This is a genomic window from Aequoribacter sp., from assembly GCF_965659035.1.
Lineage (GTDB): Bacteria > Pseudomonadota > Gammaproteobacteria > Pseudomonadales > Halieaceae > Aequoribacter.
Window position 1 is genome coordinate 1 of the sequence record NZ_CBFHWH010000014.1, and the last position, 12735, is coordinate 12735.

At 52.5% G+C, this 12735-nt stretch carries 13 protein-coding genes; 12 read left to right on the top strand and 1 reads right to left on the bottom strand.

Going from position 1 to position 12735, the window contains the following annotated elements; all coding sequences use genetic code 11:
• Positions 1–336, bottom strand: a 336-nt coding sequence (locus ACTF5Z_RS04035) for a lactate/malate family dehydrogenase (RefSeq protein WP_438984593.1), incomplete at its 3' end; no start/stop codon positions are given.
• Positions 337–488: 152 nt separating this feature from the next.
• Between ACTF5Z_RS04035 and ttcA the strand changes: the two genes are divergently transcribed.
• The 12 genes from ttcA (at position 489) to zipA (ending at position 12732) form a co-directional block, all read left to right on the top strand.
• A complete protein-coding gene (ttcA, locus tag ACTF5Z_RS04040; protein WP_438984594.1) occupies positions 489–1325 on the top strand; it encodes a tRNA 2-thiocytidine(32) synthetase TtcA in 837 nt (278 codons plus the stop codon).
• Positions 1326–1943, top strand: a complete 618-nt coding sequence (gene ccmA, locus ACTF5Z_RS04045) for a cytochrome c biogenesis heme-transporting ATPase CcmA (protein WP_423848737.1) — start codon at positions 1326–1328, stop codon at positions 1941–1943.
• Entirely contained in the window at positions 1933–2607 is a 675-nt protein-coding gene (ccmB, locus tag ACTF5Z_RS04050) for a heme exporter protein CcmB (protein ID WP_423848738.1), read from the top strand. Before ccmA ends, ccmB begins: the two co-directional genes overlap by 11 nt.
• Before the next feature lie 36 nt (positions 2608–2643).
• Positions 2644–3387: a heme ABC transporter permease gene (locus ACTF5Z_RS04055; protein WP_423848739.1), complete on the top strand. Its 744-nt coding sequence runs from the start codon at positions 2644–2646 to the stop codon at positions 3385–3387.
• Complete coding sequence (ccmD, locus tag ACTF5Z_RS04060) at positions 3387–3578, top strand: heme exporter protein CcmD (RefSeq protein ID WP_438984595.1); 192 nt, start codon at positions 3387–3389, stop codon at positions 3576–3578. The genes ACTF5Z_RS04055 and ccmD overlap by 1 nt, the downstream gene beginning before the upstream one ends.
• A gap of 4 nt (positions 3579–3582) precedes the next feature.
• Complete coding sequence (ccmE, locus tag ACTF5Z_RS04065; protein WP_423848741.1) at positions 3583–4017, top strand: cytochrome c maturation protein CcmE; 435 nt, start codon at positions 3583–3585, stop codon at positions 4015–4017.
• The gene (locus ACTF5Z_RS04070; RefSeq protein WP_438984596.1) at positions 4014–5987 is read left to right on the top strand and encodes a heme lyase CcmF/NrfE family subunit; all 1974 of its coding nucleotides are present in this window, start codon (positions 4014–4016) and stop codon (positions 5985–5987) included. Before ccmE ends, ACTF5Z_RS04070 begins: the two co-directional genes overlap by 4 nt.
• A complete protein-coding gene (locus ACTF5Z_RS04075) occupies positions 5980–6504 on the top strand; it encodes a DsbE family thiol:disulfide interchange protein (protein ID WP_423848743.1) in 525 nt (174 codons plus the stop codon). The genes ACTF5Z_RS04070 and ACTF5Z_RS04075 overlap by 8 nt, the downstream gene beginning before the upstream one ends.
• Entirely contained in the window at positions 6501–6950 is a 450-nt protein-coding gene (locus ACTF5Z_RS04080; protein WP_438984597.1) for a cytochrome c-type biogenesis protein, read from the top strand. Before ACTF5Z_RS04075 ends, ACTF5Z_RS04080 begins: the two co-directional genes overlap by 4 nt.
• Entirely contained in the window at positions 6947–8116 is a 1170-nt protein-coding gene (locus ACTF5Z_RS04085) for a tetratricopeptide repeat protein (RefSeq protein ID WP_438984598.1), read from the top strand. Before ACTF5Z_RS04080 ends, ACTF5Z_RS04085 begins: the two co-directional genes overlap by 4 nt.
• A gap of 107 nt (positions 8117–8223) precedes the next feature.
• A complete protein-coding gene (smc, locus tag ACTF5Z_RS04090; protein ID WP_438984599.1) occupies positions 8224–11718 on the top strand; it encodes a chromosome segregation protein SMC in 3495 nt (1164 codons plus the stop codon).
• 42 nt (positions 11719–11760) lie between these two features.
• On the top strand, positions 11761–12732 hold the full coding sequence (zipA, locus tag ACTF5Z_RS04095) for a cell division protein ZipA (protein WP_438984600.1): 972 nt from the start codon (positions 11761–11763) through the stop codon (positions 12730–12732).
• Positions 12733–12735 lie beyond the last annotated feature (3 nt).

Sequence of the window (12735 nt, forward strand, 5' to 3'; positions counted from 1 at the left end):
TTGAACCGAAAATATGGCGGCATTCGCTTCGAGCAGATCCTTGCGCTCCATGCCCGGGCCGCGAGGGCGGGCGCCGACAAGTAAGGCATAATCAGTGTCTTTGAAGCCGGCGTTCGGGTCGTCGGTGCACTCGACGCCCGCGAGTAGAGGAAAGGCACAGTCTTCTAATTCCATACGCACACCCTCCAGCGCTTCAAGTGCTGGTGTGATGTCCAGAAGCTTTAAAATCACGGGCTGGTCGTCGCCCAACATGGCGCCAGAAGCGATTCTAAAGAGCAGAGCGTAACCGATTTGACCGGCGGCTCCCGTTACCGTAACGCGTACAGGTTGTTTCATGCTGATTTCCTTTACAAGGTGAATGGAGTTAACGGCCGTTATTGTCTTGTTTTGGGGGCGAAATTACAAGGCGCAACATCCTTTTGGCTAGACCTTGGATGGACCAAATGCGTAAAATAGCGCCCGCGTCTGAATAAGGAGTCGTGCAGCCCATGTCTGCCAAGCCAAAAACTCAGTATGACTTTAATAAGTTGCAAAAACGTTTGCGGCGTCTAGCGGGAGAAGCCATCGTCGATTACAACATGATTGAAGACGGCGATCGGGTTATGGTCTGTCTGTCTGGTGGCAAAGACTCTTACACGATGCTCGAGTTATTGATGAGCCTGCAGAAAAGCGCTCCGATATCATTTGAGTTAGTGGCGGTAAACTTAGACCAAAAACAGCCAGGCTTTCCTGAACATATCCTGCCGCAGTACCTCGATGCCTTGGGCATTGAATATTACATCCTTGAGCGCGACACCTACAGTGTGGTGAAGCGGGTGATTCCCGAGGGCAAGACCACCTGTGGGCTTTGCTCACGATTGCGGCGTGGTACCCTGTACGGTTTTGCCGAGGAGATCGGGGCGCAAAAGATTGCGCTTGGGCACCATCGAGATGACATCGTTGAAACCCTGTTTTTGAATATGTTTTTTCAAGGTAGTTTAAAAGCCATGCCGCCGAAACTTCTGAGTGATGACGGTAAAAACGTTATTATTCGGCCATTGGCGTACTGCAAAGAATCCGATATTGAACGCTTCGCACAAGCCCGAGCCTTTCCGATTATTCCTTGCAATTTATGCGGTTCCCAAGATCACCTGCAGCGGGTTCAAGTGAAGGAAATGCTGGCTCAATGGGAACGCGACTACCCGGGCCGCGTCGAAACCATTTTTAAAGCGGTGGGCAACATCAGCCCCTCGCAGTTAGCTGACCGTGACTTATTTGATTTTGCCTCACTCAAAGGCACTAACACCATTAAGCCGCTGAGTGATATCCGTATGGTGAATCTCTAAATGTCTAAAGCGTACCTATTGCGATGTACGGATCTCGCCGTCATTCGAGGTACGCGATGCTTGTTGTCGCAGCTAAATTGGCAGGTAAAAGCGGGGGAGCTCTGGCAAATAAGAGGCGATAACGGTGCGGGTAAAACGAGTTTAATGCGAGCGATTGCCGGTCTTGCGCCACAGAGTCTCGAGGGCTCTCTCGATTTGCCCAGCGATTTTTTATTTTTGGGTCACAAAACGGGCGTCAAAAGCGATTTTACCGCACTCGAGAATCTACGTTTGCATCTCGGGCATACGCAGAATTACGATGACCAAAGTCTTCATCATGCTTTGGATGAGGTGGGCTTGGGCGATTATCACGACGAGTACGCCTATCGACTGTCGGCGGGGCAGCAAAGACGTATCGCGCTGGCGCAATTGTTCTTGTCGAAGTCGTCTCTGTGGTTTCTGGATGAACCTCTCACGGCGATCGATGTTGATGGCGTGGCGGTAATCGAAGCTTGTATCGAGAGACAGGTACGTAGCGGAGGCAGTGTGGTGTATACCTCGCATCAATCTCTTAAGCTTGAGCTAAGCACGCGTACTTTACACTTGCGTGGTAGAGGACAAGTTCCCGATGTATCGTAGTGTGTTTGGCAAAGTCTTGGCTCGGCAGTTATTGTTGGCCTATCGACGTCCGGCAGCGGTATTTAATCCGCTGTTTTTTTATGGTGTTGTTGTTTTGCTAATGCCGTTAGGATTAGGCCCAGAACAGCGTGTCTTGGGTGAGTTCGCCCCCGGATTGTTGTGGATTACAGCTCTGTTGGCGGCATTGTTATCGTCCGAGACTTTGTTCCGAAGCGACTACGATGACGGTGGTTTGGAGCAGTTGGTGGTATCGGGCGACTCGCTGTATCTAGCTTCACTCGGTTATGTTGTCGCTCATTGGTGCCTAACCGGATTGCCGCTGGCGATTTTTTCCCCGGCCTTTGGACAGCTACTTTCCTTGCCAACGCAGGGTTTAGGGACGCTTGCCCTGAGTTTGGCTTTGGGAACGCTCATACTCAGTGCATTTGGATGCATAGGTGCGGCTTTAACGATGGCCTTACGGCGTGGCGGGATGCTGTTAAGTCTTCTATTATTACCCCTCGAGGTTCCTGTATTAATTCTGGGTGCCGGTGTGGTGGAACGAGCCGTGAGCGGTATGCCGATTGATTCTTTGATCAGTATTTTGAGTGGCTTGGCTCTATTGGCTTTGGCACTTACACCGCTCGCGATAGGGGCATCGATCAAAATTAGTTTGGAGGTGTAGTCCAGTGTATGTTGTGCGCCGAAGGAGAACTACCTAATGGCTTGGACATGGTTTCACCGTTTGGGGTCGTCCCCGTGGATTTATCGATTCTCGGGTCAGCTGTTAAGATACCTACTGCCTCTGGCCGTCCTTTTAGTCATCGCTGGCTCCGCTTGGGGCTTGGCTTTTGCGCCTCCAGACTTTCGTCAAGGAAACAGTTACCGAATCATTTACATTCATGTACCGGTCAGCGTTGTTTCGCTGGCGGGTTATTATGTGATGGCCATCGCTGGCGCGATCAGCTTGATCTGGCGCCTCAAGGTGGCGGACATGGCGATGCGAGTGGCTGCACCCGTCGGCGCAGCGATGACATTTTTGGCGTTGCTAACCGGTGCCGTGTGGGGTAAACCGACATGGGGTACCTATTGGGTGTGGGATGCTCGTATTACGTCTATGGTCGTCTTGTTGTTTTTGTACTTGGGTGTTTTCGCCCTATATGAAGCTTACGATAATAAAGCCTTAGCATCGAAAGCTTGCGCTATCTTGGCTCTGGTCGGCACCGTCAACATCCCGATTATCTACAAATCCGTCGATTGGTGGTACAGCCTGCATCAACCCGCCTCGATCAAGTTCACAGGTGGTTCGACGATCGACCCCAGTATGTTTTATCCATTACTTCTTATGATCGTCGCGGTGTATTGTTTGTATACCTGTCTGTTGCTGATGGGTTTGCGACTAGCACTGTTAGAAACCGAGTCCAAAACGGCGTGGGCCCGAAAAGAAATCATGGGAGGTCGGTAATGTATTTCGATTCATGGTCTGACTTGTGGGAAATGGCTGGCCACGGACCCTTTGTCTGGTTTAGCTACGCCGCATTTTTTGTTGTTATTAGTCTGCTCGTCATCATGCCTTTGTGGCGTTTAGCAAGCCTGAAACGTCGATTGCGGCAGCGATATCTAGCACTTGAAAAGACCCAATCCGCAGAGGAGTAGTGTTATGCATCCAAAACGAAAAAAACGGTTGATTGTTGTTTTAGCCGTGGTCGTTTTATCCAGTCTTGGCGTTGGTTTGGTCACTTATGGTTTGCGCGGCAACATCAATTTATTTTATCCCCCTGCAGATGTGATTGCGGGTAAGGCGCCGGTGGGGCAACCGATTCGCGTGGGAGGAATGGTGGTGGAAGGCAGTATCGTGCGCTCGGAGAGTTCTCTCGATGTCCGCTTCGAAGTGACCGATTATGCGGGCACGGTGCCGGTCATGTATTCGGGGATTTTACCCGACTTGTTTGACGAGGGGCAGGGTGTCGTCGCTGCCGGTAAATTAGATGAGCGAGGTCTTTTTGTGGCACATGAAGTGCTCGCCAAACACGATGAGAATTACATGCCGCCAGAAGTCGCCGAAGCATTGGAAGCCGCAGGTAAAAAGATATGATCGCTGAGTATGGTGTTTTTGCACTTATAATGGCGCTGATTAGCGCGTGTGGATTAACTGTGTTGCCCATGTGGGGAAGCTTTTCGGGTAACGGCTCCGCAATGAATTCTGCCAAGCCACTTGCCGCCGCACTGTTCCTATTCGGTGCCATCAGTTTTGGATTTTTAACAGCCGCTTTCTTGCAAGATGACTTCTCTTTGGTCGTAGTTGCCAATAACAGCAACTCCTTGCTACCGATGTTCTATAAGTTTTCAGCTGTGTGGGGCAATCACGAGGGATCGATGCTGCTGTGGGTCCTCGTGCTCTGCGCCTGGACTTTTGCGGTCGCTTTGTTTAGCTCCGATTTACCGCAGATTCTCTATGCCAGAGTGCTTTCTGTGATGGGCATCATAAGTGTCGGTTTTATTGCATTTTCGCTCTTTACGTCTAATCCATTCGCACGAAATTTGCCCGATATTCCTGCTGACGGTCGAGATCTTAACCCTCTGTTACAAGACCCGGGCTTGATTATTCATCCGCCTATTTTATACATGGGGTACGTCGGGTTTTCGGTCGCTTTTGCATTCGCCATCGCCGCCTTATTAGGTGGGCGATTAGATGCGGCTTGGGCGCGCTGGTCAAGACCTTGGACCAATGCCGCATGGGCATTTTTGACACTGGGAATCATGCTTGGTAGCTGGTGGGCTTACTACGAGCTTGGATGGGGCGGATGGTGGTTCTGGGACCCTGTCGAGAATGCCTCATTTATGCCTTGGCTTGCAGGTACGGCGCTAGTTCATTCGCTGGCGGTTACCGAGAAACGAGGCGTGTTTAAAAGCTGGACGGTACTACTTGCGATCGCCAGTTTCTCTCTGTCTTTGCTGGGCACGTTTTTGGTGCGCTCAGGGGTGTTGACGTCAGTTCACGCATTTGCGGCAGACCCCGAGCGCGGTATGTTTATTTTAGTGTTTTTGCTGATCGTGGTCGGCGGTTCTCTGATCCTTTATGCCTTGAGGGCACCTGCCGTAAACAGCGGTATTCGCAATGCTTGGCTGTCCCGAGAGACCTTGCTCTTGTTTAACAACGTGGTGTTTTTGGTGGCGACGTTGACGGTGTTGTTCGGCACGCTGTTCCCTTTGTTAATGGACGCCTTGGGGCAGGGTAAATACTCGGTGGGTCCACCGTATTTTAATGCAGTGTTTGTTCCACTTATGGCCCTGCTTATTCCTGTTATGGGTATCGGGCCTTTCACGCGCTGGCGCCAAGACCACGCTGACCGCTGGTCCAAGCATGTGTCAGTCAGCGCTGTCAGTGCGCTTATCGCAGGCATTGCTCTACCTTTTCTGGGGCAGGGTTTCAATCTTTGGGTGGCCTTGTCGGTTCTTCTGGCGGCTTGGATTGTAGGAGGCCTTGTCATAGATTTGCGCTTGAAGAAGGGTGGGTCACAATCGTGGGCACAGGTCGTGGGCCGACAGACGCCGAGTTATTGGGGTATGGTGCTGGCCCACTTCGGGTTTGCAATGTGCGTGATCAGTGTTGTCGTCGTAACTCAATGGAATGTTGAGAAGGATCTCAGGATGGCGCCTGGCGACAGCGCGGAGCTTGCCGGATACCGCTTTGAATTTCACGGCAGTGGCCCGGTAACTGGCCCTAACTACAAAGGCGATGAGGGCGTGTTTAGCGTTTACTATGAGGGCCGTCGACTGGCTGAGTTACGTCCCCAAAAACGACAGTATGTTGCGTCCGGGCAAGTCATGACCGAAGCGGCGATTGACGCCGGTTTTACTCGAGATCTATATGTTGCGATGGGCGAAGCTTTGGGCAAAGAGGGTGCTTGGTCAGTGCGTTTGCACTACAAACCGCTCGTCCGTTGGATGTGGATCGGCGCAACGCTTATGGGTTTGGGGGCGTTCATTACCTTGACTGATCGCCGTTATCGTCGCGTCAAGGCGTGTGCGACGCAAGGCCGCGAGGCGCTAACCCATGCGTAGACTGCTTCTGTTCATCCCTGCGGCTGTCTTCGTCGGTCTGGCTGCCTTGCTGTACCGAGGGTTGTCGCTGGATCCGACGGATCTTCCTTCCGCTTTGATCGATCGCAGCTTGCCGGAGTTCCGCTTGCGAGCACTCGGGACCGAAGAGTACCTTGAGCGAGACGACATTGTTGGTCGCGCGAGCTTGTTAAATGTGTGGGGTACGTGGTGCCCGACCTGTGTCGCCGAGCACCCCTACCTAATGAAACTCGCGGAGGAGGGAGTGCCTATTATTGGGCTGAACTATAAAGATGAAGACAGCAAAGCGCTCTCGTGGTTAGCGCGTCTGGGTGATCCTTACAGCGTGAACATTACCGACCCTCAGGGTGATTTTGGCTTAGATTTAGGCGTCTATGGCGCTCCGGAGACCTATGTGATTGATGCCCAGGGCATTATTCGTTATCGCCACGTCGGAGAGGTGAACGAGCGAACGTGGTCCGGGGCCTTAGGTCAGGCATACAGAGAGGTGAGCAAGTGAGGCTCTGTATCTATATTGTTACCCTGTTATTGTCGCTACCGGTATCGGCTGTCATCGAAACGTATGAATTTAGTCGACCAGAGCTAGAGGCACGTTATCATCGCCTAGTCGACGAACTGCGTTGTCCTAAGTGTCAAAATCAAACGATCGCGGATTCTAATGCGCCCATTTCGGAAGACTTGCGACGTCGTCTGTATGAGGAGCTAGAAGCTGGTCTCACTGACGAAGAAATAATCGACGGCATGGTGGATCGATATGGCGAGTTTGTGCGCTACAACCCGGCCTCCGATGGTGCAACACGTTGGCTCTGGTTGGCGCCTTGGATATTTCTCGGCATAGGTGGTGTGGTGTGGGCGGCGGTTACCTCAGGTCGCAGCAAAGTTAACGCAACCTCGAATGAACACGCTAACGACATTGCTGAGCTGTTACAGGAAAAATCCAAATGAATTTTATTATTGCCGTATTGGCGGCTGCGTGCGTCATGCTCCTGTCGTTTTTGTTGTTTGGTCGCAGGCCCAGACCCGTAGTGGGGACGAAGCAGGCCAACCTTGAATGGCTGGAAATGCGCAAGCAAGAGCTCTTGGCGGACGATCCAACACTCTCCCAAGAAGCGGCCCTAAGATTGCTAGAGGAAGGCTTGAAAGAACTGCCCGAACAAGACGCCAAAACAGGAATGGCGGGCATAAAAACGGTGCTTTTGGGTGTCTTATCGGCCTGCGCTATCGGTTATGTGGTCTACACTCAGGTCGGTGCGTACGAGGACCTAACGATTGCCGAACGTTTGCAGACGCTCACAGAAAACAGCTCTGATGCAGACGTGCAAGAGTTGGTTGCGCAAATCGAGGCGCGACTAGAACATCGCCCCGACAATGCCACCTATCTTGGACTGCTTGGCAGTTATTACATGGGACAAGCTGCATATCCGAAAGCGGCCCAAATTTACGCCCATATGGCTGAATTGATGCCCGAAGCGCCCCAAATACTAGCCTATGCGGCGCAAGCGCGATATTTAAGTCGCAACCGTCAGTTAGATGAGCGTGGTCGTTTGTGGGCGGAGCAAGCGGTGAGCTTAAACCCAAGACAGGCCACTGCCCTCGGCTTGCTGGGGATGGTCGCGTTTGAGCAAGGCGCGTACGCCGATGCGGTTAAGCACTGGCGCGCGCTGCGTGCGATGAATGGTAGTGGCAGTTCGGAAGCTGCTGTGTTGGATGACCTGTTGAGGCAAGCTGAGCAAGCACTGGGTATTGACCATACCACGTCGGCACCCAGCGACTCTGGCTCGTTGGTGCTGACCGTGGAATTTACCGAAGAGCCACAACAGACCTCAGGAACCGTTTTCGTCGTGGTGAGGCCTGAAGGAATGGATAAAGGCATGCCCCTTGCCGTAAGACGCATGGCGGTTTCCGATTTACCCGCGACAATCACTCTAACCGATTCGGATTCGATGGCTGGGCAACAGCTGTCGGCGCAAACCGCGGTATCAGTATCAGCTCATTTGTCGCTAAGCGGAAGCGCTTCAAGCGTGGATGCCCCCTACAAAGCTCAAAGCGTGCTGTCGGTCCCGATTGGCGCACAAGAGCCTATTGCAGTGCGGTTAGCACCAACCCAATAAATCGCGGGGTTCAAGCCATAGGCGAACTGCTAGAAAGCGGGTACACTAAACGCTTTTCATAAATAGTTTGGTGTACCGGTGAACCGGTAGCGATAAGTGCGAGAAGCATGCGATTAAAGTCTATAAAATTGGCGGGATTTAAATCTTTTGTGGATCCCACCACCGTGCAGTTTCCACATAATATGAGTGCGGTCGTTGGCCCCAACGGGTGCGGCAAGTCCAACATTATTGACGCTGTGCGCTGGGTCATGGGGGAGAGTTCCGCCAAAAACCTGCGCGGCGAGTCAATGACCGACGTCATTTTTAACGGCTCTGGTGGGCGTCAGCCTGTCGGCCAAGCGTCTATTGAATTGGTGTTCGACAATCAGGACGGTACGGTCGGCGGCGAGTACGCCCGTTTTTCTGAGATAGCCATCAAACGCTTGGTCACTCGAGCGGGTCAATCGGACTATTTTTTGAATGGCGCTCGATGTCGCCGTCGCGATATCACCGATATTTTCTTGGGTACCGGGCTTGGGCCAAGAAGTTACGCCATTATCGAACAGGGTATGATTTCCCGTTTGATTGAATCGAAGCCAGAAGAACTGCGGGTCTTTATTGAAGAAGCCGCGGGGATATCGAAGTACAAGGAGCGGCGCCGTGAGACTGAAAGTCGAATGCGCCGCACGATGGAAAACCTTGAGCGTTTGCAGGATATCCGCGACGAGCTGGGGCGACAGATCTATCACTTAGAACGCCAGGCTCAGGCCGCCGAAAAGTACCGCGAATTTAAGCAACAAGAACGCGAGTCGAAAGCCTTGCTCGCCGGCATGCAGTGGCGGGAGTTGTCACAGCAGGTTGAGAAATTGGCCTTCTCTATTAATGATATCGAGGTCCAACGCGAAGGAATAATCGCAGAATACAGAGCACTCGAGGCCGATCTGGAAGAGAAACGCGTAGCTCAAACTGAGGCGGCAGAGCATTGTAACCGCGTGCAAGCGGACTATTACGCGATTGGTGCAGAGGTGACGCGTTTCGAACAAGCGATCAACTTTCAAAATCAGCGCCATAGTCAATTACTACAGCGCTTAGCGCAAACTGACGCATCGATGGGGCTCGCTACCGAATCTTTACAAAGCGACTTAGAGTCGCTTGCCGAGGCAAAAGAAACACTCGAGACGGTTTTGCCCAACCGTGTTGAGGCAGAGGCCCGCGTAGAGCAGTCTGCCGAAGAACTTGCGATGGCTGAGGAAGCCATGCAACTTTGGCAACAATCATGGGATGGTTTTAACCAATCGGCGTCTTCAGCTCGACAGCAAAGCGAGGTTCAGCAGTCTCGCATCAAACATTTAGAACAGGTCCTTTCGAGATTAGCTCGGCGTTCTGAGGCCCTGAAAGCGGAGCTCGCGGCGCTTGCGCCAAGCTCAGATTTGGGCGATCAGCAAGCCATGCAGGCTCAATTGGAGGCTTTGCGAGAGCGCCAGGCAGGCCTTGAAGACGCTCGACAACAGGCGTTACAGAAGCGCGATGACGCGAGAACTGAAGTTGGGGCTCTGAGGCAAAGGCTCAGTGAAATGCAGACGCTCGCGCGTGAGAAGCGGGGGCGAGCTTCATCCTTAAACGCGCTGCAAGAAGCCGCCCAAAATCAATCGCAAGTACAAATCGATGACTGGGTTTCCACTCTGCAGAATATTAAGCTGCGCCCGCTGTTGGAAGAGCTGTCTGTAGAACAGCAATGGCAGGTTGCGGTAGAGCGTGTTTTGGCGGAAGACATTCATGGTTTTGTGACGGATTCAGCCTCTTTAACCCCTGAGCAGATTCAATGCTTCCCGGCTGCTAAGTTTTATCTTCAAGGGCGGAATGAGCTTCACAAGCCTGTCGGGAGTCTGGCGGAACAAGTGAACACATCTTGGGTGCCCAGTGTGTTAACGACAGTACGCGTCGCTCAAACGTTGGACGAGGCTTTGGATTTGCGCTCTAGCTTACAGCCCGGGGAGTCGGTTATCACGCCCGAGGGTGTTTGGATGGGGCTGGATTGGGTGCGCCTGTCTCAATCCATACGTGGCGAAGACAGTGTGCTGTTCCGCCAGCAGGAGATAGACCTTTTAGAATCGGAAATTGCGGAAATCGATGAATCGGTTGCCGCTGCCGAAAACGCACTGAACGAGTTGGAAGGCGATGTTCAGTCGCAGGATCGGTTAGCGGAAGACGCTCGGGTGTCAATTCAAGCATTGAGTGCCGATGAAAGTCGCATCAATGCGCAAATATCGGCGAATACAGCAAAATTTGCGAAAGAACACGAGCGCAAAGAACAGATTTTAGTCGAGCTCGAGGACGTCAAAACCGAGTACGAACAAGAGCAAGAGAGTATCGCCCAGGCTCGTCGCGAGTTAACCGAGGCGATCGAAACTATGGAGGCCGACGCTATACAGCGAGAGGCCTTAATCTCGGATCGAGACAGCATACGCGTCAGGCTGGATGAGTTGCGTCAGTCGGCTCGAGAACAGCGCGACGCCCTGTACAGTGTGACTCTGCAAGAACAACAATTGCTCGCGCAAGTAACTTCGACGGAACAAGCCATAGAACGATTGCGCCAACAGACGCAAGAATTGGCCGAGCAGCGCGAGCAAATTATGGAAGAGCTTGCCGCCAACGACGACAGCGCCATTCAAACGTTACAGGCTCAGCTGGATGAGCAGCTCGAATTGCGTTTGCAAACGGAAGAAAAGCTCAGTCAAGCCCGAGACGCTCTCGGCGCGTTAGAGCAGGCCATGCGAGCGGCTGAGCAGACGCGCTTAAGTATTGAGCGTCGCCGCGATGAATGTTCGACAAAGCTTGAATATGAACGCCTGCAGCGCCAAACGTTAACCGTGCAGCAGCAGGCGCTCGTCGATAGACTAAAAGAGGACGAGTGGACGGTTGATGCGGCGCTTGAACTCATTCGTGATGAGCATACGATTGGGCAGGTGCAGCTATTACTGGAGGAGTTAGGTCGCAAGATTGGGCGTTTAGGTGCCATTAACCTCGCAGCGATCGATGAATTTGCCTCTCAGTCAGAGCGCAAAACCTATCTCGATGCGCAGCATGAAGATTTGACCTCTGCGCTGGAAACGCTTGAATCCGCGATTCGCAAAATTGATAAGGAAACGAGGAGTCGCTTCCGCGATACATTCGAAGAGGTGAATGCTGGCTTGCAAGCTTTGTTCCCGAGAGTCTTTGGCGGAGGCTCTGCGCATTTGGAAATGACTGGGGAGGATTTGCTCGATACAGGCATTGCGATTATCGCGAGGCCTCCCGGCAAGAAAAACAGTACGATTCATCTTTTATCGGGTGGTGAGAAAGCGCTGACTGCGATAGCTTTGGTGTTCTCGATCTTTCAGCTCAACCCCGCGCCGTTCTGTATGTTGGATGAGGTCGACGCTCCGCTTGATGACGCTAACGTGGGACGATATGCGCGCATGGTAAAAGAGATGTCCGAGAAAGTGCAGTTCATTTACATTACCCACAACAAAATTTCGATGGAAGTCGCCGATCAACTTCTCGGTGTCACTATGCACGAGCCAGGCGTATCGCGCTTGGTGTCCGTAGACGTTGAAGAAGCAGCAGAGCTTGCAGCCAACTAGCGAAGTAAGGGAGATCAGAGGCCTATGGGCTTGGAATTAGGCATGAGAGAGTGGATGTTGCTTGCGGGCATCGCTCTGGTCGTGGTGATTTTATTGGATGCTATACGCCGAGCGCTCAAACAGCGGGCTGAAAATGAGCGTTTGATGCGTGCGAAAAAAACCGCTCGCCAAGAACCCCATGCTGACTTCGATTGGTTGAAAGAATTGCCCAACGGCGGCGCGCGAGTCGTTTATCGTGCGGATGAAACAGACGACAACGCTACGCAACGGCAAGCGATAGACATTGATGAACTTGTCCCAGACGCAGCGCATAATGAGCTGACTGAAGCGAAAGAAGATCCGGGTCAAGCGGTTGAGCACCGAGAGCCCCCCAGTACCGCTGTTGAAGACCATTCGGAACGAGCGTTAGACCCGGTTATGGAAGAAGCCCTCGAGAGTACCTCAACGGGCAGTGAATCGACCGTCGCAGCAACTCGAGCAACTTCAGCCTCCGCTGGGCAGACCGTAGATTGGCTAGAAACCCTGGACACGGAAGAGGAGCCTGTAGAAGAGGCACAAACTCTAATTGAGGATACACCGCCAGAGCATGTGCTGCTTATCCACCTAAAGGCGGATGAACACAAGCCCTATCAGGGTGACACATTGCTGCAACTGTTATTGGCCTGCGATTTGCGTTTCGGTGATTTGGGTTTTTTTCATCGACACGAGCAGAGCGGTGGACGCGGTCCGATTCAATTCAGTGTAGCGAATCTTCTGAAACCGGGCGTATTTGATATCGATTCAATGAGCACCCTTCAAACGGCGGGGGTCGTATTTTTTATGCGCGTCCCAGGCCCCAAAGATTTACTGACAGCCTATGAAGCGATGCTGGAAACTGCGCGCGCGGTGGTGCAGCATTTAGGCGGCACTCTTCTCGATCATTCCCACAGCGTTTTAACCAAGCAGGCGATCGAGCACGATAAGACGCTGTTGCGCGAGTATGCCAGAAAACAGCTGCTACAAAAGCGTTCGTGAGTC